Origin of the sequence: Sphingomonas sp. ABOLH (assembly GCF_003951715.1) — a bacterium.
Taxonomy (GTDB): domain Bacteria; phylum Pseudomonadota; class Alphaproteobacteria; order Sphingomonadales; family Sphingomonadaceae; genus Sphingomonas; species Sphingomonas hankookensis_A.
On the sequence record NZ_QQWV01000060.1, the window covers coordinates 1 to 20661 of the forward strand.

The window sequence follows — 20661 nt, forward strand, 5'->3', positions numbered from 1 at the left end:
TCATGTTGCGCATCACGGTGGCCGGATGCCTGTCAGAATGGAGAGCCGTGTGCATTGAAAGGTGCAAGCACGGTTCGGGGGGAGGCGCTGGGGCGTCCTCGAAAGAGGCGTCTCGCGTCTACCCTACCGAGACGCCGGCACGGTGGCTCGGTCGGCGCACGCCAGGGCGCCGATAGAGCCGTGCCCGGCAGGGTCGCGCCCGACTTGGTTTGGTTCAATGCGACAGGGCGTCGATAACCTTGCATTCGGCAACGATGCTGGCGTTGCAGGTGTCACCCCACTGCGCGATTTCCGACCTCAGCGCTGTAAGGTCGGCCAGCTTGCGATCGATTTCCGCGATGTGGACCGCAGCTATTTGGTCGGCCTCGGCACAGGAACCGCGCGGATCATCTGAAAGCCGCAGGAGCGCGCGAACCTGATCCAGGGTGAAACCCAGATCACGCGAGCGTTTGATGAACGACAGGCGATCAAGGTGCGAGCGATCGTAGAGTCGATAGTTGCCACCGCTACGGATGGGAGCGGGAACCAGCCCTTCTGCCTCGTAGAAACGGACCGTCTCTATCTTCAACCCAGTGCGCTTTGCGATCTCACCGATTTTCATCGCCGAACCTCTTGACCCTCTAGTAGGATGAGGGTTCATATAGGGCGTCTGATCCACGAATCGAGCTTCGATAATGGCAGACGCTTGTTGCTCATCAAAACGCGACACGATCGCGGAACTTGGTCGCAAGGCCGAGCAGCGCCGCGTGCTCATCATCGTGATGCTCATCAATCTCGCGATGTTCGTGGTCGAGTTTGGCGGCGGCGTCGTCGCGCGTTCCTCTGCCTTGATGGCGGATTCGGTCGACATGTTCGGCGACGCGGTGGTCTATGCGCTCAGTCTCTATGCATTGCATCGGGGTGCGCGCTGGGAAGCGGGGGCAGCACTGGCGAAGGGTGGCATCATCCTGGCTTTCGGCGTCGCGGTCATTTTCGAGATCGCTGACAAGATTGCGAACGGCGTTCCTCCGGCATCGGGCTTGATGCTCGGGGTTGGCAGCGCCGCGCTGGTTGCGAACCTAATCTGCCTCGCGCTGCTCTGGCGCTTCCGCCGCGAGAATGTGAACATGTCGAGCACGTTCGAGTGCTCGCGCAATGATGTCGCGTCAAACGTCGGGGTTCTCGCGGCTGCCGGATTGGTCGGCCTGACCGGCTCGGCTTGGCCGGACATCATCGTCGGCGGGTTGATCGCCGTGATCTTCCTGCGCTCGGCATGGCGCGTGCTTGGGGAAGCCTGGCCGGCATGGCGTGCCGCGAAGGCACCGGCTCGCGAGTTATTGCAATGACATGGAAACCTCTCCGTGGTAAAGGCGGGATCGTGCGAGCCTTTTTGCCTCTCCTGACATGCCTGATGCTGGTCCTCACCAGTTTCTCCGGCATGGCTCACGCCGCCGATCTGGCGGGGGGGAGCATCGCGGGCGTCGAGTTCACAATCCATACCGATGGCGACATCGATCAAGTGCCATCGGATTCGGACAAGAACGTCCCGCACCATCACAATTATTGCCACGGGCATGACGTTGGTGCGCCTGCGCGCACGACGATGGAATATACCCACGTCCTCACGATGCCCAAGCCGACTATCTCCGCCTCTGCGTCGCTCGATGGCCGCACCGGCATGGTCCATTTGAGACCCCCCCAAGCCTGACGTCCGATTTGGGCGCGCGTTGGCGCGCCCCTGTCGATCATCGTCAGGAGTCCTATTTTCATGCATCGTATCCTCGCGGCCATGCTGGCCGCAGCGTCGTGCGCCACTATGGCGCAGGCGCAGGTCGGACCGTCCGCGCCTTTTGCGCAGGACGCGCCGGTCTACACGCTTGACCAAGCGGTCAGTGCAGCGGGCGGTTCGGCCCCTGCTGCCGAAGCGGCAACAGCCGCGATCGATGCGGCCCGCGCGGGCCGCACGGTCGCCGGACTGCGGCCCAACCCGGTTGTCCAGGGCCAGGTTGAGAACGTCATCGGCTCGGGTCCGTATCGTGGGGTCCGCAGCGCGGAATCCACGGTCGGCTTTGCGATCCCGATCGAGCTAGGCGGCAAGCGCGGCGCCCGCGTCGCGGTCGCCAATGCGCAATTATCCCGGGCCGAGATCCAGGCCGCGATCATCGCGGCGGATGTCCGGCTTCAGGTGACGCAGCTTTATGTCGAAGCGGTCGCGGCCGATCGCCGGGTGGCGACGGCGCGGGATCAGGCCCGGATCGCCAGCGACGCGCTGCGGGCTGCGAGCGTTCGCGTGCAGGCGGGGCGCGCCTCCCCGCTCGAGCAACAGCGCGCAGATGTCGCGCGCATCAACGCCGACGCCAATGTGGAGCGGCAGCTTCGCTTGGCTGAGGCGGCGCGGGCCAATCTGGCGCGCCGGATCGGGCGACCGATTGACGGTGCGCTCGATGACACGCTGCTCGATCGCCTCCCGGGGGCGAACGTCTATGGGCCGATCGCGCCGGCTGACACGACCGGCACGCTGGCGCTGGCGGCGGCCAACGCGGATTTCTCGATCGCCGAGGCCGGCGTGCGGCTCGCGCGCGCTAATCGCGTCCCTGACCTGAACGTCGGACCTGCGATCCGCCGACTGGAAGCGACCAACGACATGGCGGCGGTGTTCACCGTGTCGATCCCGATCCCGGTGTTCAACAACGGTCGCGCGGCGATCGCGCAGGCGACCGCGCAGCGGACGCAGGCGGATGCACAGCGCCGCGTGACCGCGCTCGACATCGAACAGGCCATCACGGACGCGCAGGCACAGGCGGCCAATGCCGCGACGACCGCACGCGCGGCGTCGGGGCCGGCGCTGGCGGCTGCGCAGGAGGCCGCCCGCATCGCCCGGATTGGCTATCGCGAGGGCAAGTTCGGCCAGCTCGAATTGCTCGATGCGGAACGCACCCTCGCCGAGACGCGGGTCGCCGCGATCGACGCGCTCGCCAACTATCAAAATGCCCGCGCGCAGGTGGAGCGATTGACCGCTCCTGCGCCCAATGGGGGAAACCAGTGATGAAGAACTTCTATCTCGCGGGCGTCGCATCGCTCGCCCTGCTGCTGGCTGCCTGTGGCGGCAAGGATGCCGGGAACGAGGCGACCGCCAATGCCGCAGCCGGTAACGAAGCGGCAGGCGCGGAAAAGGGCGGTGCCGAAGGCGGTCATGCCGATGAAGGCGTGGTCACGCTGGGCGCCGATCAGATCGCCGCAGCGGGCGTGCAGATTGGACGGCCGATTATCGGTGGGGCCGGGACGATCGAGCTGCCTGCGATCATTGAGGGCGACCCGCAAGGGACGCAAGTGGTGTCGGCCGCCATCGCGGGACGCGTAGTTTCGCTAACCCGCAACCTCGGCCAATCGGTCGGCCGCGGCCAGACCATCGCGGTCATCGAGAGCCGCGAGGCGGCGCAGATCAAGGGCGAGGTCGAGGCGGCGCGTGCGCGGCTCCAGCTCGCCAATTCGAACCTTGCACGCGAGCAGCGGTTGTTCGCGCAGAAGGTGTCGCCCGAGCAGGATCTGATCGCAGCTCGCACGGCCGCGACGGAGGCGCGGATCGCGCTGACGCAGGCACAGAGCATGGTGTCGGCTGCGGGCGTCGGCGGCGGCGGTCTCAACCGGCTCGGCATCGCCGCGCCGATCTCGGGCCAGATCATTGCTCGCCCCGTGACGCTGGGACAGACGGTTGCGGCGGACGCGGAACTCTATCGCATTGCGAACCTGAGCCAGGTGTCGATCGCCCTCAACCTGAAGGCTGAGGATGCGGGTCGGGTGCGTCCCGGCAACACGGTGCTGGTCAAGGCGGCGGGCCGTCAGGCGACCGCGCGCGTCACTTTCGTGTCGCCGGCGCTCGATCCGCAAACGCGGCTCGTGCCCGCGCTCGCCACCCTCGACAACAGGGGCGGCGAATGGCGGGTCGGCGAACCGGTGACGGCCGCCGTCCAGCTCACGGGCAGCGGGGGTAGCGGCGCAATCCGCGTGCCGACGACGGCCGTGCAGAGCTTCGAGGGCAAGTCGGTCGTGTTCGTTCGCACACCTACGGGCTTCAAGGCGACCCCGGTGCAGCTCGGCGATGCGTCGGGCGACACGGTGATCGTCCGCTCGGGTCTCACCGGCAACGAACAAATCGCCACCACCGGAAGCTTCACGCTCAAGGCCGAGATCGGCAAGGGCGAAGCGAGCCACGAGGATTAAGCCATGATCGCCCGCATCGTCACATGGGCGGTCGAGAAGCGCTGGCTTGTCCTGCTGCTCACCGCCATCGTCGCCGTTATTGGCGCGTTTTCGCTTTACCGGCTGCCGATCGACGCAGTGCCGGACATCACCAACAACCAGGTGCAGATTAACGTCCGCGCACCCGCGCTCTCGCCCGAGCTGGTCGAGAAGCAGGTGTCATTCCCGATCGAAACCGCGCTCGCCGGCACCCCCGGCATCGAATATACGCGCTCGCTGAGCCGTAATGGCTTCGCGCAGATCACTGCGGTCTTCTCCGACTCTACGGACATCTATTTCGCCCGCCAGCAGGTGGGCGAGCGTCTGCAGGGCGTGCAAGAGAACCTGCCCGATGGCGTGAACCCCGAAATGGGTCCGATCGCGACGGGCCTGGGCGAGGTGTACATGTACACCGTCCGGCTCGAGCATCGCGAGGACGACAAGCACAAGCCCGGTGAACCGGGCCAACAGCCCGATGGCAGTTACATCACGCCAGAGGGTGAGCGACTGACGACTGAAGAGGACAAGGCGACCTACCTGCGCACCGCGCAGGACTGGATCGTCACGCCGCTTCTGAAGAACACACCGGGCCTCGCCGGCGTCGACTCGATTGGCGGGTACGCCAAGCAGTTCCTCGTCGTGCCCGATGTGCAGAAGCTGGCTTCACTCGGCATCACGCTGACGGACCTGGGCAACGCGCTGGAGCGCAACAACACCAGCGTCGGCGGCGGCTTCGTCAATCGCAATGGCGAAGGTCTGGCTGTCCGCTCGGATGCGCTCGTGCGCAATGCCGGCGAGTTGGCCAGGACCGTGATCGCGACACGTAACGGCGTGCCGATCACGGTCGAACAAGTCGCGACCGTGAAGACGGGGCAGGCGATCCGCATGGGTTCGGCCTCGGAGAACGGCACGGAAGTCGTTGTCGGCACCGCGATCATGCGGATCGGCGAGAACAGCCGCGTCGTGTCCACGGCCGTCGCCGAGAAGCTGAAGTCGATCAACGCCTCGCTGCCACCCGACGTCGTGGTTCAGCCGGTGCTCAACCGCACCGAGCTGGTCAACTCGACGATCAAGACGGTCGCCAAGAACCTGTCGGAAGGCGCGGTGCTGGTCATCGTCGTGCTTTTCCTGCTGCTCGGCAATTTCCGCGCGGCGCTGATCGCGGCGCTGGTCATCCCGATCACCATGATGCTGACCGGCTTCGGGATGCTGCGTGCCGGCGTCTCGGCGAACCTGATGAGCCTTGGCGCCTTGGACTTTGGTCTGATCGTCGACGGCGCTGTCATCATCGTGGAGAACGCGCTGAGACGGCTTGCCGAGCAACAGCATCATGAAGGTCGCTTGCTGAGCGTAAGGGAACGGCTCGCGACCGTGGCGGCCGCCGCGCGCGAGATGATCCGCCCCTCGGTATACGGGCAGGCGATCATCATCCTTGTCTATGTGCCGCTGCTCACGCTGACCGGCGTGGAGGGCAAGACGTTCGTGCCGATGGCGCTCACCGTCATAATCGCGCTCGCCTTCGCCTTCATCCTCTCGATCACCTTCGTGCCGGCCATGATCGCGATCTGGCTGTCGAAGAAGGTTGAGGAGAAGGACGGCCGCATCATCACGTGGCTGAAGAAGCGCTACGAGCCGGGTCTTGACCGGGCAATGAAGCGCCCGACCCTGACGATCGGCGCGGGTGTCGGCAGCCTTGTCGTGGCGGCGCTCGCCTTCACCACGCTCGGATCGGTGTTCCTGCCACAGCTCGATGAAGGCGACCTGCTGATCCAATCGCTGCGCATCCCCGCCACGTCGGTCCAGCAAAGTCAGGCGATGCAGGTGCCGATCGAACGGATGATGTCGAAGCAGCCAGAGGTGGCGTTCGTCTATTCCAAGACGGGCACGGCGGAACTCGCTTCCGACCCGATGCCGCCCAACGCCACCGACATGTTCGTCATCCTGAAGCCGCGCAAGGATTGGCCAAATCCCGATCTTGCCAAGGAGGAGCTGGTCAGCCGGATCGAGGGAAATCTCGCAAAAATCCCGGGCAACGCCTATGAGATCACCCAGCCTATCCAAATGCGCTTCAACGAGCTGATCGCCGGCGTGCGCGGCGACATCGCGGTGAAGGTGTTCGGCGACGACTTCAACACGATGAACCGGACGGCCGAGCAAATCGCCGCCGTACTGCGCAAAACGCAGGGCGCGGCGGACGTGAAGGTCGAGCAAACGACGGGCCTGCCCATGCTCGACATTCGCGTCAATCGTGACGCGATGGCGCGCCTGGGCGTCACCGCGCAGGATGTGCAGGATACCGTCACCGCGACAATCGGCGGACGCACCTCGGGCCAAATCTTCGAGGGCGACCGACGCTTCCCGGTGGTGATCCGCCTGTCGGAGACGCAGCGCGCTGACATTGGCCTGCTTGAACAGGTGCAGGTGCCCGTGGCGGGGGGCGGCTATGTGCCGCTGTCCAGTGTCGCTGACATCAAGGTCGTCGACGGTCCCAATCAGATCAGCCGCGAAAACGGGAAGCGGCGCGTGGTGGTGCAAGCCAACGTGCGTGGTCGCGACGTCGGTAGCGTCGTTGCAGACGCGCAGGCGGCGATCGGCAGCCAGGTCCGGCTGCCTGCCGGTGCCTATCTCGAATGGGGCGGTCAGTTCGAGAACCTGCAATCGGCGAGCGAACGGCTGAAGCTGGTCATTCCGGCCTGTTTCATCCTGATCCTGTTGCTCCTTTACGGTGCGCTTGGATCGGTCCGCGATGCCGCGATCGTGTTCACCGGCGTACCCTTCGCGCTGGTGGGCGGCGTCCTGCTGCTCTTCCTGCGCGGCATGGACTTCTCGATCTCGGCGGCGGTGGGCTTCATCGCCTTGTCGGGCATCGCGGTCCTCAACGGCCTCGTCATGGTCAGCTCAATCCAGGATCTGATCCGGTCGGGGCTATCGCGCGAGGAGGCGGCCCATGTCGGCGCAATGCAGCGTCTGCGGCCAGTCGTCATGACCGCGCTCGTCGCCAGCCTCGGCTTCGTTCCGATGGCGCTTGGCGAGGGCGCGGGCGCGGAGGTGCAAAAGCCATTGGCGACCGTCGTCATCGGCGGCCTGATCTCGGCGACGCTGCTGACGCTGTTCGTGCTGCCGACGCTCTACGCCCGGTTCGGGCAGAAGGCGATCGAGAAGCCCGAGCACTACAATGAGGAGCATGAAGGGGACGACCACGGTCAGACCTTCGTGAACAACTTGGCCTGATGGGTGCGCGGGGCGATCCGCGATCGCCCCGCTCATCTCTGGGAGATGGGGATATGCCTCGCACCATAACCAGCTCAATGCTTCACGGCGGGCCACTGCGGATCTGGTCGGCGATCACCGATCCGGATCATCGCCGGGCTTGGAGTCCGCTCGTATTCCTCGACAACCCGTGCCAGCTTGGCGAGACGGAATGTACCTTCGCGATCCAGGGCATCACCCGGCCAATTCGGACGCCGGCCCTGGTCGATCAATTCGACAAGCCGCACGCCTTCGCTTGGTCCTGCGGCATCCCTTATCTGTTCACGCTCGAAGAGCGGTACGAGCTGGCAGGGGACGACGGTGGCACCAGGCTAACACATAGCTGCACGCTGCGCGGGGCGCTGTCTTTGCCGTTCGCGGCGATGATGTTGCGTCGTCTGCGGTCCCTGATGGTCGATGCCGACGATCGACTTGCGACCTATCTGCGCTGGCGGGTGGGTCAGCCTCCCCGTGGGATCAATCGTCAGCGCGTCCCCTCCCGCTACAGGAGGAAGGCGCGATGACGCCGTTGAAGCGGGTACTGCCCGCCCTCATCCTCGTTGTCGGGCTGGCGGCTTGCACGGAAAGCAAGCCGCCAGCCCCGCCAACGGAGCAGCAAATCCATTCATCCGACAGCGCCGTGGCGACCGGGGAAATGGGGCGCCATCCCTATCGCTGTTCCGACGGGGAACCGCTGTTCGTCGACTACAAGGACAACGGCCTGCAGATCGATTTGCGGCGCTCCAGCAGCGCCGTGCCCATGACGCTGACCGCGCCAGCGCAGGGCCTCCAATATGTCGGCGAGACAGCCACCGCGACCTTCAAGGGGTCGCAGCTCACCATCGTGGAAGGCGAAGGCCGCACGCGGACCTGCGAACGGGAGGGCACCCGATGAACCGTCATGTCTTCCGACACGTCGCACCGCAACGGGAGAGAAACGATGTCTGACACGTCGATCTCGAATGTGATGGCCATTCGCGCCGAAGTAATCGCGCGAAGCCGCGCCTTGCGCGAGGCGCAGCCGACGGCACCGCCCGGCGTGACGCCGACCGCTCCAGCCTCAACCTTTGCCGACACCCTCAATGCCGTGGTGGCGAAGGTCAACGAGACCCAGGAGCAGGAGGATGTCGTCACCGAAGCATATGAACGGGGCGAAACCACCGACATTGCAACCGTCGCGCTCATCCAGAGCCGTGCATCCATTACTTTCGAGGCGACGCTGCAAGTCCGGAACAAGCTGCTGTCTGCATATCGAGACATCATGAACATGCCGATCGGATGACGATCGCGAAGATAACTAAGGCGGTATTGGTATGATTGTCGGCACAAGGCCACGATTCAAGCAGATTATTGTCGAGGTTTGGAAGCCTCTCACGATCCTGTTCGTGTGGGACGTGGCGGTGACGGCATTCCACATGATGACCCCGATCAAGGAACCGCCTTTGCCGACGGCGCTGTTCGGCACTGCCATCGCGCTCTTCATGGGGTTTCGGACCAACGCCGCTTATGCACGCTGGTGGGAAGCGCGAACTCTTTGGGGCGCGCTCATCAATGCCTCGCGCAGCTTGGCCCGGATCACGCGCAGCCTGACCAAGGGGGAACCCGAGGGCAGTGAGATGCGGCACAACATCATCCTGCGGCAGATCGCCTTTGCGCACTCGATGCGCTGCCAGCTTCGCCGACAGTCGCCCTATGAAGAGATTGCCCGGGTCGCTGGAACGGAAGTCGCCGATATGGCGGTCGCCCGCCTGAACCCTGCCAACGCGCTCCTGGAGGACATATCGGGCATTTACGCCGACGCGCTCGCGGAAGGTCGGATCACCGAAATCCAGCAGGCAACTGTGGAGCGCGTCCTGATCGACATCGCCAATGCGCAGGGCGGCATGGAGCGGATCAAGAACACGCCGCTGCCCAATGGCTTTCGGTTCTTCCCGAACCTCTTCACGCGTGTGTTCTGCGTGCTGCTCCCGATCGCGCTGGTCGAATCCCTGGGCCTTGCCACGCCGATCGGATCGACGCTGATCGGACTCGTCTTCCTCGCGGTGCTGAGCATCGGCGAGGATCTGACCGATCCGTTCGCCAATAGCGTCCACGATGTCCCGCTCACGGCAATGTGTCGCACGATCGAGATCGACCTTCTCCAAACCGCGGGACTTCCGGCCCCCGAGCCGCTGACACCTGACCACGGGGTGCTGTGGTGATGGGCATGCGCGCCTTGCTGCATCTGCCCGGGCTGACGATCGCGCGCGTTGGCGTCGTTCTCGTCACCGGCGTGATTGTAGGGGCGTGCAACCCGGCTCCGAGCGAACCTGTCGAACCGGCTCACGACAAGCGTGTGACGCCAAGGCTGATCGCGCAGCGCATCATGTATTGCGACGACGGCACACGCGCCGATGTCGACTTCATCGACGACGGCCTCAAGATGGCCGCAACCTGGCTGCCGAAGGGCAGGACCGAGATCCTGCGCGCCCAGCGAACCGGTGATGAATTTCGCGGCAACCAGTCACGGGCCGTCGTGGCGGGCGGGGCGATCGCCTTCATGCGGCGCGGGAAAATCCACGTCTGTCACCGAACCCCGGAGGGATCATAGGATATGCAGGCACTGCTTTACACGCTTGCGCCTGTGCTGGCGGTCGTGCTCGGCGCGATCATAGCGAGCCGCACCAAGTTGAAGCCCAACCTTGTGGCCGGCCTCCAGCATCTCGCGGCAGGGGTCGTGTTCGCGGCGGCCGCGACTGAAATCCTGCCGCAGGTCAAGCATGAGGCGTCGCCCAGCGCGACGTTGATCGGCGGGGCGGCGGGCGTTGCGACGATGCTAGGGCTCAAGGCATTCGAAGCCCGCTTCAAAGGACCGATGGCGCTGCTCGCCGCGATCGGCATTGACATTCTGGTCGACGGCTTGGTGCTCGGCCTCGCCTTCGTGGCGGGCGAAAAGGCGGGTTTCCTGCTGACGATCGCGCTGACGCTGGAAGTGTTGTTCCTAGGGCTGACGCTGACCGACGAGCTGGCGGAAACCTATCGCTCGCGCCTTCGCATTATCGTGATCGTGTCGGCATTGGCGCTGCTGCTGCCGCTCGGCGCGCTTGCGGCCGTGCCCGTCGCCACGCTGTCGCCGGTGATGGTCGCCGGCTTCCTCAGCTTCGGGCTGATGGCGCTGCTCTATCTCGTCACGGAGGAGCTGCTGGTCGAGGCGCACGAGAAACCCGACACCCCGCTCATCAGCTCGATGTTCTTCGTGGGGTTCCTGGCCCTGCTCACGCTTGAGGAGATTATGGGATGATCTCGAGCAATGACAACAACGGCGGACAGGAGCGCCGCACCCTCTGGATCGTCCTGCTGCTGAACGCGGCGATTGCGGCAGGCTTCTTCGTCTCGGGCTTCTTCGCGGATTCGAGCGCGCTGATCGCCAACGGCGTCGACAACCTGTCAGACACCGCCGTGTACGCGCTGAGCCTCGTGGCGCTCACCCGGGGCAAGACATGGAAGACACGCGCCGCGATGGCGTCGGGCGTCATGCTGCTGATCTTCGCGGGCGGCATTCTGCTCGATGTCGCACGGCGCTACGTGCAAGGCAGCGAGCCGATCGGACCGACGATGATGGTCATGTCGGCGATTGCCGGTGTCGTGAATTACCTCTGCCTGCGGCTGCTTCAGCGCCTCAAGGATCCGGACGTCAATCTCCGGGCCGCCACCACCTTCAGCTTCAACGACTTCATTTCCAACGGCGGCATCCTGATCGCCGGCGTGCTGGTGTTGTGGCTGGGCACCAACTGGCCGGACCTGCTGGTCGGCTTCGCCACCGCCATCATCGCCATCAAGGGCGGTGTCGAAATCCTGCGCGATGCGCGCGCCGAAACCAAGAAAAGCGAAAGGAGGTCGTCATGAACGACAAGCTCGAACTCGATATTCCAGTGCTGTTGCCGGACCTGCCTGATGCGGCCGATGCCTGCCTGGACCGTCTTGTGTCGACCCTATCCAAGCGCGAAGGCGTGGAGCGGGCGCATGTGATCTGCCTCGACGGCGACACGCCGGCGGCGCTGTGCATCCATTTCGATGCTGCCAAGCTGCCGCTGCCGCGCGTGCGCGAGATGGTGCGCGCCGCGGGCGCCGAGATCACCGACCGCTATGGCCATGCAATCTGGCAGGTTACAGGTATCAATCACGAGCGTCGGGCACGCACCGTCAGCGATGCGCTGTGCGCCTTGCCCGGCGTGGTCCAGGCAAGCGCCAGCACCAGCGGCTCGGTTCGGGTCGAGTATGATCGACGCGAAACCACCGAAGAGGAGGTCCGCGCCGCACTTGGCAAGCTGAAGGTCGGTGTGGGCAAGCGGGTCGCGGCCGACGACCATGCCGGCCACGACCACGGGCCGGGGGGCCACGGCATGAGCGAGGAGAAGCACGGTCCCGGCGATGGCCACGACCATAGCCATGCCGAGTTTCTTGGCCCCAACACCGAGCTGATCTTCGCGCTCGCCTGCGGCGCGCTGCTGGGGATCGGCTATGCGATCGAGAGGCTAGTTGCCGGCGCACCGGAGTGGCTGCCGACCGCCTGCTACATCACAGCCTACTTTTTCGGCGGATTCTTCACGCTGCGCGAGGCGATCGATAACCTTCGGATGAAGAAGTTCGAGATCGACACGCTGATGTTGGTCGCTGCCGCCGGCGCCGCTGCGCTGGGCGCATGGGCCGAAGGCGCGCTGCTGCTGTTCCTGTTCAGCCTTGGTCACGCGCTCGAGCATTACGCGATGGGTCGCGCCAAGAAGGCGATCGAGGCGCTGGCGAAGCTCGCCCCGGAAACCGCGACCGTGCGTCGCGACGGGGAAACTAGCGAAATCCCTGTCGAACAGATGGTCGTCGGGGACATCGCCATCGTGCGCCCGAATGAGCGCCTGCCCGCCGACGGCTTCGTCATCAAGGGCACGAGCGCGATCAACCAGGCCCCGGTGACGGGTGAAAGCATCCCGGTCGACAAGGTGCCGGTCGCCGACGCTGCGGCGGCACGCGCAAAGCCCGATGCGGTGGACGCGGAAAGCCGGGTTTTTGCCGGTACGATCAACGGCGGCGGCGCGATCGAGATCGAGGTGACGCGCCGTTCCAACGAAAGCGCACTCGCCAAGGTCGTGAAGATGGTGAGCGAAGCGGAGACGCAGAAGTCGCCGACGCAGCGCTTCACCGATCGGTTTGAGCGGATCTTCGTGCCTGCTGTCCTGATCCTGTCGGTGCTCCTGCTCTTCGCATGGGTGGTCGTCGACGAGCCGTTCCGCGACAGCTTCTATCGCGCGATGGCGGTACTGGTTGCGGCAAGCCCGTGCGCGCTCGCCATCGCAACGCCGAGCGCTGTCCTGTCTGGCGTTGCCCGTGCAGCGCGGGGCGGCGTGCTCGTGAAGGGCGGTGCACCGCTCGAAAACCTCGGGTCGCTCAAGGCGATTGCTTTCGACAAGACGGGCACGCTGACCGAAGGTCGTCCGCGCATCACCGATGTCGTGCCCGTCGATGGCGCCGACGAAGGCGAGCTGCTGGCGCTGGCCGTCGCTGTCGAAGCGTTGAGCGACCATCCTCTGGCCCAAGCGATCGTCAAGGACGGCCGCGAACGACTGAACGATCGTGCCGTGCCGACTGCCGGCGACCTCAAGAGCCTGACCGGTCGGGGCGTCACCGCGAGCGTGGATGGCGAGACGGTCTGGATCGGCAAGGCCGAGATGTTCGGGAGTGAGGGCATTCCGGCGCTGGGGCAGGGGGCACAGGACGCGATCGCGAAACTGCGCGAGAACGGTCGCACGACGATGGTGGTCCGCAAGGGGGACCGCGACCTGGGCGCGATCGGCCTGATGGACACGCCCCGCGAAGCGGCAAAGACCGCGCTACGCCGGCTGCACGAAATGGGCGTATCGCGGACGATAATGATCTCTGGCGACCACCAGAAAGTCGCCGAAGCGATCGCCAACGATGTCGGGATCGACGAGGCGTGGGGCGACCTCATGCCCGAAGACAAGGTTGCCGCGATCAAGAAACTCGCCGGCGAAGACAAGGTCGCAATGGTGGGTGACGGCGTGAACGATGCCCCGGCGATGGCAAGCGCCACGGTCGGCATTGCGATGGGCGCGGCGGGGTCGGACGTTGCGCTGGAGACAGCCGACGTCGCCCTGATGGCTGACGATCTGGCGCACCTGCCATTCGCGGTGGGCCTAAGCCGGCATACGCGTGGAATCATCCGGCAGAACGTCTTCGTCAGCCTGGGTGTCGTCGCCTTCCTCGTTCCTGCGACCATCCTTGGCCTCGGCATTGGGCCAGCGGTGGCGGTTCATGAGGGATCAACGCTGCTTGTTGTCGTCAACGCGCTCAGGCTGCTCGCCTACCGCGATCCGGCGGGGAAGGCGGCATGAAAACGCCCCCCATCAAGCCTGACAGGATCGCTGACGCAGTTTAAGGGAGATAATCTCAGTGAAGCCAACGTATCTTTTAGCAACCGTCGCTATATGCGCCCTCGGCGCAGGATGCTCACCTTCCATATTAAACGATCGTATAAAAATTACTAGATATCCAAACATGCTTGTTTCATCAAATATATATGCCAAAGGCAGCGGAATTATACTGATCGGCAACGTCAGTCACTCCATTGGACACTATCCAACTCACGGATATATGAAAGCCTGTGCTACGTGGTATTCAGGAAACCGCGAGTGCAAAGAGAGATTTGTCCTCATGACTGACAGTTCTCGCCGACGTGAAATTCCATTCAAATTTGGGTTCAATGGGTCACCCGATCAACTGATGAGCATGGAACTAGAATTTATCAGGCCCGAGAAGTCTCGCCCCCAATAGGCTCTGTCGATTTGCCGTCGGCCTCGCCGACGAAAAGAACGAGGATCGGGGCAACCAGATTGCCGCTTCTGGGCAGGGGAAGGCATGTTTCAAAGCTCGTGGATCGAAATAGCTACCCATATTGTCAGTCTCGCCATCGCCTATGGGCTCGCCCTTCCTGTTGGCTGGGATCGCGAGAAGGACGCCCGCAGCGCAGGCATCCGTACATTCCCGTTGGTTGCCATCGCCAGTTGCGGCTTCGTGCTGGTGGGCATTGCGATCCTCGGCCGCACGTCTCCAGCGCAAGCCAGGTTGCTCGAAGGTCTGATTACGGGAGTCGGCTTCATCGGGGGCGGCGCGATTCTGAAGAAGGGCGACAAAGCGTCAGGCACGGCGACGGCGGCCAGTCTGTGGGCGACTGGCGCACTCGGCGCGGCCGTGGGCTATGGCCTATACGACATCGCCTTTATCCTGAGCGCTACCACCTTCCTCACCCTGCGCTGCTCTCGTCCGCTCAAGCGCGCCACCAATGGCGACGTCGGCAGCTCGGCAAGCCGATGACGAGCCCTTGGGCGAGCCGATGGATGCGGCCTGTGCGATCCCTTACCCGGCGCCGGGCACCGGCGAGGACCATCGCGGTGCGTGACCGCCAACATCGCTTGCTGCGCTGGGCGACGCTGCTGGAGCGCAATCCCCACCAGATCATCGGCCTGCTGTCCCCTTCTTGGGCGGGCGGCGACGCGCACGGCACGATGGTCGATCGGCCGAGCGCGATCGATGTCGCATGGAGCGACGTGGTGCTGCGGGTGATGGGGTTAGCGGGACGATCGCGCGGTGAAGCAAAATCGTTCTTCGGGTTGTCGGATGCCGAGCTGGATCGGATTGCCGCAGGTTCGTGGCGGTGTCCGGTTCGACCCGCTTGGCAGGTCGCCGTGCGGATCAGGAACGTCGAATGTCCGCGCCTGGAAAATCGGATCGTTGGGTCCGTCGTCGCCCTCCTGCTCGTGATTTGCGCGATCTCCTATTGGATCTTCTGACGAGGCTGGTTTGTGTTCGACATCATAACATCGATCCTCGCGTCACTCGGCGGCTTTGGCGTCTTTCTGTTGATGCTGGCCGAGAACGTCTTTCCGCCGATCCCGTCGGAAGTGATCCTGCCACTTGCCGGCTACACCGCTGCGCAGGGGCGCGGCTCGCTGTGGGTGGTGGCAATCGCCGGCACCCTCGGATCGGCTGCAGGGGCGGTGCTGTGGTACTATGTCGGCCGCTGGATTGGCATCGATCGATTGAAGAGCTTTGCTTCCCGCCACGGCCGATGGCTGACGTTGACGCCCGGTGAGGTCGATCATGTCGACCGCTGGTTCGACCGCTACGGTCGTTGGGCGGTTCTGTTCGGGCGCATGGTCCCGGGAGTCCGGACCCTGATTTCGGTGCCCGCAGGGGTCAGCGGGATGCCCCTTGGTCCATTCTTGGTCTCGACGCTCACCGGCTCGGCCATATGGACCGTTATCCTCGTGCTGGCGGGCTATGAGCTGGGCGAACGCTATAGCCAGGTGGCGAGCCTCATCGAGCCGGTCAGCAACGCCGTGCTCGCGCTGGCCGTCATCTGGTATCTTTGGCGGGTCGCGACTTTCGGGCGATCAAGGGGTGGCCATTGACGGCTGACCTGCTGCCCGCGTTTCCTGCCGGCCTTTGGCTCATGGCGGCTTCGATGCTTGTCCGCATCACACGCTTCGCTCGTGCCTTTAGCCTGATCTCGCCAGCCAGCGCGATCGTTCTCATCAAGTGGGTTGGATGGCTTCACCGCAGCGGATTTCACGCATGGCGTCGCAACGGAGGGAAGTGGCGTTGGGCCGGAATATGGAGAGGATAGACATAATGGGGGACGGCAAGCAGCGGGCGGTCATCGCCGTTGCCGCGACAATTGTTTTATCCGGATGCGGGCTGATTAAACCACGGGATGCGGGCTTTTTCCGCTTCCACGCGGAAGAGGCGAGACTGGTCGTCACACGCTGCGAGCGGGGCCAAGAAACCGGCAGCGACTGCGAGGCCGCGGCGCAGGCCGTGGCCGAGCTCGACGCGGCGGCGCGGCGAGAGTCCTCATAGACCAGTCGCGCCGCCACGCCCCGGCCCTCGTCGGGGCCGGGACCGTGGGGGGCGCTCATGCCGCCTCGTCCAGTTCGGGAGCCGTCTCAACGGCCATGCGGCTCAAGAGCCAGTCGGACGCATCTTGGGCTAGGCGGGCGGCGGTGAAGATGCACCGCTTGTCATTGCGCAGGGCCTGTAGCCAACTCGCCAGATAGGCGGCGTGGTCTTCACGGTCGTGAAGCTTGATACCGATGGTCGCGCTGACGAACGCCGCCCCCAGCTCAGCAACCAATTCCTCTCGGGCATAGTCCTCGCGCTTTGTGGAAATGAGAGACGGGCGGGCAAGTCGGTCAACATGTCCTGTCGCGTGGCAAAGTTCGTGCGCTAGGGTCGAATAATAGTCATCGCTGGTGTGGAAGTCGGCAAACTCGGGCATCACCACATGATCGCCGCTCGGCTGATAATAGGGCTGCGATCCGAAATGCTTGACGGTAACGGGGATGCGGGCGAAAAGCGCGTCCAGCTCCTCGTCCCGCTCGTCGGGATTGGTCGCGGTGATGATCGGCGCGGGGGTTGGATATTTCGCCTCGATGCCATCGATCTGCTCGGCATTGAAAACGGTATAGCGCTTAAGGAACGCCACCTGACGCCTGCCGTCCTCGCTGCTCTCTCCGCCCTTGTCGGCGTCAACCTCGATCTTGTTGGCGTAGACGACGGTCGAACCCTTCTCGCCCTTGCGGACGCAACCACCAAGCGCGAGCGCCTGCTTGAAGGTCAGCCAATGCGGAGAGGCATAGCCCTTGGTCATGGCGGCAACCCATAGGGTCAGGACGTTGATGCCGCGATAGGGAACGCCGGTCGAGCGGAGCGGGATATTCGGTGCGGTGCTGCCATTCCACGATTTCGACCACGGCCGGGTGCCTGCCTCGATCATCGCGATCATCTGATCGGTGATTTCCTGATAGATGTCAGCTCGATTGTCGGTGATCCGTCCCATGATGTCTTCCTTTCCTTTGAGGCTGAAAGCCGGTCGCAACAGCAACCGGCTCTGCCTTTCCGGCGAGGAACGGGATGGGGAGGGAGGGCGAGAATCTGGCCTCTGGCGCGGGCGAGCCGCCTAGCGCGGCCGACGCTCCGCAGGGCGTCGGGGGCCGCGTTTGGCGGATTACACGGGGGGCCTGATTGTCGTTCGGGAACGAAAGGGCAGCCGCCCTTGGTGTTCCCCGGCACCGGTCTGGCCTCCGGGGGAGGGCAGCGTGCCCAACAAGCTGTGCCACGCTCCAGGCGTGTCATGGGGGGTGTGCCACGTGGCACACCTGCCTTGCGGCAGCGCGAATAGGAAAACACGGGGAGAGGGGGAGGCCGTGGGGGCTCCCGCTGGGTTTATCCTCGGTTGATACGCCAGGAGTGTATCCTGAGCGGTTCCTATATGGGGATGTCCTATGGTTTGTAGGCCCCGTGCGGCTCCCGGGTGGGCGGCCCAAAGGGCCGGGGAGGGGGCGGCCTGCGCGCCCTGTGGGGCGCCCCTAGTGCCGCCCCCTCAAACTTGAATCCCCTTCGCGCGAGGGGCATATTTGCAGCCAGAAAGGATAATCACATGGCTGCGAAAAAGCAAAAGGACAGCAGCGCCGATCTGCGAACGAATGAGAAGAAGTGGACCAAGCCGCTGATGGATGCGGGCTGGACTGCATTGCCGAGCGTCATCATCGAAAATCAGCGCCAGCTCATGCTGTCGCCGCTCGATCTCAACATCATCGTGTATCTGGCGAGCAAATGGTGGACGGCGGAGGGCAAGCCCTTTCCGTCCAAGACCACGATGGCGAAGGCGATGGACGTTCATCCGCGCACGATCCAGAAGCACATCGCTGCGCTGGAGGGGGCAGGGTATATCCGTCGCGAGGAGCGGCGGACCGAAACCGGCAGCCGCACCAACATCTACCATCTCGATGGGCTGATTAAGGCAGTAGCGCCGTTCGCGGTCGAGAAGCTGGCTGAGATCAAGGACAAGGCCGAGTTGGCGAAGCGCCGTCAGAACCGGGCCGGGGCGCCTAAGCTGCGTCTGGTACAGGATGACGACGAGTGAACGCGCATATCCAAGATCCACCCCCGAAAGTGGAACCGAGGGTTACGGCCGCGCCAAGCATCCGTCAGCTCTACTGGTGTGACTTTCCGCAAGACGCCCAGCTCCCGGAGTTCTGGAAGCGGCGCCCCGTCATCATCGTGTCGTTCAAGAACACGCTGCATGGCGCGGTCACGGTGGTGCCCTGCTCGACGGCAGCGCAGCCAGGAAACAAGTGGGCCTTTCCGCTGCAGACCACGATTGACGGTCGGGCGGCGTTCGCGATCTGCGACAAGCTGACGACCGTGGCGGTGAGCCGGCTAATCCCTGACAAAGGCGGCATCATGCGAATGCCGGTCGGGGAGTTCGACGACATGCTGCGCCTTGTGTTGGCCTGGCTGCCGGTGCCCTCGACGCCCCCGTCGCCGCCTCAGGGGGTGCCGCCTACGCCCACCGGTTCCGGCGCGTAAGGCCGGTTGATGTCCTTTCAGATTTTAGTTGAATCGTAAGGGATGGGTTTCTACATGGGGAGCACGCGCGGCCTCCCCCTGGGGAGTGTCCGTTTCCCGCGAGGGAACTAAATGGTCGGGGCCGCCTCAAAAGGGCGGCCCTTGGCTTATCTGCGGCACTGGCACGCAGCCCGCAAGCTTCAGACATAATGACCTGCTCGCCGGTAGATTGGCATCGAGTCGTCCAGTCGCATGGCAGGGAAGGGCGGAACGTCGTCGGCCGCCGCTTAGGCAGAGCAATAAATTCGCTGTGAGCGGATTTTATTCGTTGACTAGCGAAGTGCGCTGGGGCATCACACTCTCGTTCAGTTTGAAAGGGGATGTGTCGCCATCAACCGAGGGGGAAACCCCTCCTGGAGAAGAAACCTTCTCTGCTTTGTGGCTCCGTGCGTGCGAGCGAGCGGCGCCGCGGGCGGCCACCGGACGGCCCGGTGTCCGCCTTGGTGTTCAGGGTTAACGTGCTTCTACCCCACCCTCCAAAGCCTCGGCGGCGCCCCTGCATGGTGTGGGGGTTGGCAGAGGAGGACGCCATGCGAAAGCTTGGTCTGAACGAGAAGCGTGCGCGAACGAAGACGGTGCGACGGCAGCATTGGGCAAAGCGCCTGATCCGTCCGTCCACTTTGAAGACGGTGGTGGCCTTGGGGCGAGTGGTGGTGCAACTGCTCCACATCGCCCTCTCCATCATCAAGGTTTTCCGCCAGTAATTCGCACCCTGAATAGCCTCCTGAAAGGAGATGCAATGTTGGGTGAAGCTCTTCGCTTGATCCGAGTCTATCACGACCTCAAGCAAAAGCAGGCGGCTGAGCGGTTGGAGGTTTCGACGTCGTATCTGTCGGAAATCGAACGCGGCCTGAAGACGCCGACGCTGGACATCATCCAGCGCTATGCCACTGTCTTCGACATGCCTGTCTCGTCGATCATGTTCTTTTCGGAGAACCTCGATCAGAAGAGCACGCTCGACCAGGCACGGACCTTTGTCGCTGGCAAGGTGGTGAGCCTGCTTCAATTCCTCGAGGCTCGGTCCGGTCGGACCCATGCCGAATAAGACGGTCATCCCGCTCAATCAGTCGCAGCTCTATAAGCTCACGAGTCCGCGCCGCCTCGCTGACGTGCTCGGCCTTGCAGAAGCTGAGCTGCGGGCAATGGCGACCGGGCCGGATCGGTATCGGCAGTTTGAGATTGAGAAGAAGAGTGGCGGAAAACGTCCGGTTGAAGATCCGGTCGCGCCGCTCAAGCGTGTACAGGGCCGTATCGCCAAGATGCTGGCGCGGATCGAGCCGCCATCTTTTCTGTTCTGCCCGGTGAAGGGGCGATGCTACGTCAGCAATGCCGCGCGCCATCGCGGCAACCGCGTCGTTCACTGCCTCGACATCAAGAAGTTCTTCCCCAACACGCCCCGTGTGCGGGTGATCGCGTTCTTCCAAAGCATCATGGGATGCCGCGCCGACGTTGCCGGCCTTCTTGGTGATCTCTGCACGTTCGAGGGTCATTTGCCGACGGGCAGTCCCCTCAGCCCGATCCTGGCATATTATAGCTATCACGATATGTGGGCCGAGATCGCGGCGTTCTGCACGGCCAAGGGCTACACGCTGACGGTCTATGTCGATGACGTGTCAATCGGCGTCCAAAAAGGACCCCCTATCGGCGTCCAAAAGGGACCCCCTTCGTCGAGCAGCGTTACGGGTATGACGGGTGCACCGTTCGCGCTGGTTGCGGCGTAGGGCGGGCGTAGCCCGA

Annotated in this window: 24 protein-coding genes; 22 read left to right on the forward strand and 2 right to left on the reverse strand. The window is 64.0% G+C overall.

Features of this window, described 5'->3' with window-relative positions; all coding sequences use genetic code 11:
- Positions 1–214: 214 nt before the first annotated feature.
- Positions 215–601, reverse strand: coding sequence for a helix-turn-helix domain-containing protein (locus CA237_RS17890; protein WP_019368266.1), 387 nt, complete (start codon positions 599–601; stop codon positions 215–217).
- Between the two features lie 73 nt (positions 602–674).
- Here CA237_RS17890 and CA237_RS17895 point away from each other — a divergent pair, with 73 nt between their 5' ends.
- From CA237_RS17895 to CA237_RS17975, 17 genes are all read left to right on the forward strand, one after another.
- On the forward strand, positions 675–1325 hold the full coding sequence (locus CA237_RS17895) for a cation diffusion facilitator family transporter (RefSeq protein WP_053556561.1): 651 nt from the start codon (positions 675–677) through the stop codon (positions 1323–1325).
- Between the two features lie 65 nt (positions 1326–1390).
- Positions 1391–1687 carry a hypothetical protein gene (locus tag CA237_RS17900; protein ID WP_066609254.1) on the forward strand — a complete coding sequence of 99 codons (297 nt, stop codon included), beginning with the start codon at positions 1391–1393 and terminating at the stop codon, positions 1685–1687.
- 60 nt (positions 1688–1747) lie between these two features.
- Positions 1748–3025: a TolC family protein gene (locus CA237_RS17905; RefSeq protein WP_053556562.1), complete on the forward strand. Its 1278-nt coding sequence runs from the start codon at positions 1748–1750 to the stop codon at positions 3023–3025.
- Complete coding sequence (locus CA237_RS17910) at positions 3025–4200, forward strand: efflux RND transporter periplasmic adaptor subunit (protein ID WP_053556563.1); 1176 nt, start codon at positions 3025–3027, stop codon at positions 4198–4200. The genes CA237_RS17905 and CA237_RS17910 overlap by 1 nt, the downstream gene beginning before the upstream one ends.
- Before the next feature lie 3 nt (positions 4201–4203).
- On the forward strand, positions 4204–7449 hold the full coding sequence (locus CA237_RS17915; protein WP_053556564.1) for a CusA/CzcA family heavy metal efflux RND transporter: 3246 nt from the start codon (positions 4204–4206) through the stop codon (positions 7447–7449).
- A 53-nt stretch (positions 7450–7502) separates the two neighbouring features.
- The gene (locus CA237_RS17920) at positions 7503–7991 is read left to right on the forward strand and encodes an SRPBCC family protein (RefSeq protein ID WP_126015085.1); all 489 of its coding nucleotides are present in this window, start codon (positions 7503–7505) and stop codon (positions 7989–7991) included.
- A complete protein-coding gene (locus CA237_RS17925; protein ID WP_053556566.1) occupies positions 7988–8362 on the forward strand; it encodes a hypothetical protein in 375 nt (124 codons plus the stop codon). The genes CA237_RS17920 and CA237_RS17925 overlap by 4 nt, the downstream gene beginning before the upstream one ends.
- A 45-nt stretch (positions 8363–8407) precedes the next feature.
- Positions 8408–8749 carry a flagellar hook-basal body complex protein FliE gene (fliE, locus tag CA237_RS17930; RefSeq protein WP_007406845.1) on the forward strand — a complete coding sequence of 114 codons (342 nt, stop codon included), beginning with the start codon at positions 8408–8410 and terminating at the stop codon, positions 8747–8749.
- Between the two features lie 31 nt (positions 8750–8780).
- A complete protein-coding gene (locus tag CA237_RS17935; RefSeq protein WP_053556567.1) occupies positions 8781–9668 on the forward strand; it encodes a bestrophin family ion channel in 888 nt (295 codons plus the stop codon).
- A 5-nt stretch (positions 9669–9673) separates the two neighbouring features.
- A complete protein-coding gene (locus CA237_RS17940) occupies positions 9674–10057 on the forward strand; it encodes a hypothetical protein (protein ID WP_126015087.1) in 384 nt (127 codons plus the stop codon).
- Between the two features lie 3 nt (positions 10058–10060).
- Positions 10061–10747, forward strand: coding sequence for a transporter (locus CA237_RS17945; RefSeq protein ID WP_053556568.1), 687 nt, complete (start codon positions 10061–10063; stop codon positions 10745–10747).
- Positions 10744–11352 carry a cation transporter gene (locus CA237_RS17950; protein WP_053556569.1) on the forward strand — a complete coding sequence of 203 codons (609 nt, stop codon included), beginning with the start codon at positions 10744–10746 and terminating at the stop codon, positions 11350–11352. The genes CA237_RS17945 and CA237_RS17950 overlap by 4 nt, the downstream gene beginning before the upstream one ends.
- Entirely contained in the window at positions 11349–13850 is a 2502-nt protein-coding gene (locus tag CA237_RS17955) for a heavy metal translocating P-type ATPase (RefSeq protein ID WP_126015089.1), read from the forward strand. The genes CA237_RS17950 and CA237_RS17955 overlap by 4 nt, the downstream gene beginning before the upstream one ends.
- A gap of 523 nt (positions 13851–14373) precedes the next feature.
- Positions 14374–14829, forward strand: coding sequence for an MgtC/SapB family protein (locus CA237_RS17960; protein WP_126015091.1), 456 nt, complete (start codon positions 14374–14376; stop codon positions 14827–14829).
- Between the two features lie 77 nt (positions 14830–14906).
- Complete coding sequence (locus CA237_RS17965; protein ID WP_241215537.1) at positions 14907–15305, forward strand: hypothetical protein; 399 nt, start codon at positions 14907–14909, stop codon at positions 15303–15305.
- A 12-nt stretch (positions 15306–15317) separates the two neighbouring features.
- Positions 15318–15926, forward strand: coding sequence for a DedA family protein (locus CA237_RS17970; protein WP_126015093.1), 609 nt, complete (start codon positions 15318–15320; stop codon positions 15924–15926).
- A gap of 220 nt (positions 15927–16146) precedes the next feature.
- Positions 16147–16374 carry a hypothetical protein gene (locus CA237_RS17975; RefSeq protein WP_241215538.1) on the forward strand — a complete coding sequence of 76 codons (228 nt, stop codon included), beginning with the start codon at positions 16147–16149 and terminating at the stop codon, positions 16372–16374.
- A 55-nt stretch (positions 16375–16429) separates the two neighbouring features.
- Here the strand turns inward: CA237_RS17975 and CA237_RS17980 are convergent, their stop codons facing one another.
- Complete coding sequence (locus CA237_RS17980; RefSeq protein ID WP_241215539.1) at positions 16430–17398, reverse strand: zincin-like metallopeptidase domain-containing protein; 969 nt, start codon at positions 17396–17398, stop codon at positions 16430–16432.
- A gap of 555 nt (positions 17399–17953) precedes the next feature.
- Here CA237_RS17980 and CA237_RS17985 point away from each other — a divergent pair.
- The 5 genes from CA237_RS17985 (at position 17954) to CA237_RS18005 (ending at position 20645) form a co-directional block, all read left to right on the forward strand.
- Complete coding sequence (locus CA237_RS17985; protein WP_017503469.1) at positions 17954–18439, forward strand: helix-turn-helix domain-containing protein; 486 nt, start codon at positions 17954–17956, stop codon at positions 18437–18439.
- Positions 18436–18885, forward strand: a complete 450-nt coding sequence (locus CA237_RS17990) for a type II toxin-antitoxin system PemK/MazF family toxin (RefSeq protein WP_119184528.1) — start codon at positions 18436–18438, stop codon at positions 18883–18885. The genes CA237_RS17985 and CA237_RS17990 overlap by 4 nt, the downstream gene beginning before the upstream one ends.
- 569 nt (positions 18886–19454) lie before the next feature.
- Complete coding sequence (locus CA237_RS17995; RefSeq protein WP_236704401.1) at positions 19455–19628, forward strand: hypothetical protein; 174 nt, start codon at positions 19455–19457, stop codon at positions 19626–19628.
- Positions 19629–19663: 35 nt separating this feature from the next.
- Complete coding sequence (locus CA237_RS18000) at positions 19664–19969, forward strand: helix-turn-helix transcriptional regulator (protein ID WP_019368207.1); 306 nt, start codon at positions 19664–19666, stop codon at positions 19967–19969.
- A complete protein-coding gene (locus tag CA237_RS18005; protein WP_241215540.1) occupies positions 19959–20645 on the forward strand; it encodes a reverse transcriptase family protein in 687 nt (228 codons plus the stop codon). The genes CA237_RS18000 and CA237_RS18005 overlap by 11 nt, the downstream gene beginning before the upstream one ends.
- Positions 20646–20661: the final 16 nt, after the last annotated feature.

Bases quoted from the DNA above. Each gene is read 5' to 3' on its own strand.
- CA237_RS17960 (WP_126015091.1), top strand. From the start codon at position 14,374: ATGTTTCAAAGCTCGTGGATCGAAATAGCTACCCATATTGTCAGTCTC.
- CA237_RS17910 (WP_053556563.1), top strand. From the start codon at position 3,025: ATGAAGAACTTCTATCTCGCGGGCGTCGCATCGCTCGCCCTGCTGCTG.
- CA237_RS17940 (WP_126015087.1), top strand. From the start codon at position 9,674: ATGCGCGCCTTGCTGCATCTGCCCGGGCTGACGATCGCGCGCGTTGGC.
- CA237_RS17975 (WP_241215538.1), top strand. From the start codon at position 16,147: ATGGGGGACGGCAAGCAGCGGGCGGTCATCGCCGTTGCCGCGACAATT.
- CA237_RS18005 (WP_241215540.1), top strand. From the start codon at position 19,959: ATGCCGAATAAGACGGTCATCCCGCTCAATCAGTCGCAGCTCTATAAG.
- CA237_RS17890 (WP_019368266.1), bottom strand. From the start codon at position 601: ATGAAAATCGGTGAGATCGCAAAGCGCACTGGGTTGAAGATAGAGACG.
- CA237_RS17920 (WP_126015085.1), top strand. From the start codon at position 7,503: ATGCCTCGCACCATAACCAGCTCAATGCTTCACGGCGGGCCACTGCGG.
- CA237_RS17955 (WP_126015089.1), top strand. From the start codon at position 11,349: ATGAACGACAAGCTCGAACTCGATATTCCAGTGCTGTTGCCGGACCTG.
- CA237_RS17900 (WP_066609254.1), top strand. From the start codon at position 1,391: ATGCTGGTCCTCACCAGTTTCTCCGGCATGGCTCACGCCGCCGATCTG.
- fliE (WP_007406845.1), top strand. From the start codon at position 8,408: ATGTCTGACACGTCGATCTCGAATGTGATGGCCATTCGCGCCGAAGTA.
- CA237_RS17985 (WP_017503469.1), top strand. From the start codon at position 17,954: ATGGCTGCGAAAAAGCAAAAGGACAGCAGCGCCGATCTGCGAACGAAT.
- CA237_RS17935 (WP_053556567.1), top strand. From the start codon at position 8,781: ATGATTGTCGGCACAAGGCCACGATTCAAGCAGATTATTGTCGAGGTT.
- CA237_RS17995 (WP_236704401.1), top strand. From the start codon at position 19,455: ATGCGAAAGCTTGGTCTGAACGAGAAGCGTGCGCGAACGAAGACGGTG.
- CA237_RS18000 (WP_019368207.1), top strand. From the start codon at position 19,664: ATGTTGGGTGAAGCTCTTCGCTTGATCCGAGTCTATCACGACCTCAAG.
- CA237_RS17915 (WP_053556564.1), top strand. From the start codon at position 4,204: ATGATCGCCCGCATCGTCACATGGGCGGTCGAGAAGCGCTGGCTTGTC.
- CA237_RS17945 (WP_053556568.1), top strand. From the start codon at position 10,061: ATGCAGGCACTGCTTTACACGCTTGCGCCTGTGCTGGCGGTCGTGCTC.
- CA237_RS17905 (WP_053556562.1), top strand. From the start codon at position 1,748: ATGCATCGTATCCTCGCGGCCATGCTGGCCGCAGCGTCGTGCGCCACT.
- CA237_RS17950 (WP_053556569.1), top strand. From the start codon at position 10,744: ATGATCTCGAGCAATGACAACAACGGCGGACAGGAGCGCCGCACCCTC.
- CA237_RS17895 (WP_053556561.1), top strand. From the start codon at position 675: ATGGCAGACGCTTGTTGCTCATCAAAACGCGACACGATCGCGGAACTT.
- CA237_RS17925 (WP_053556566.1), top strand. From the start codon at position 7,988: ATGACGCCGTTGAAGCGGGTACTGCCCGCCCTCATCCTCGTTGTCGGG.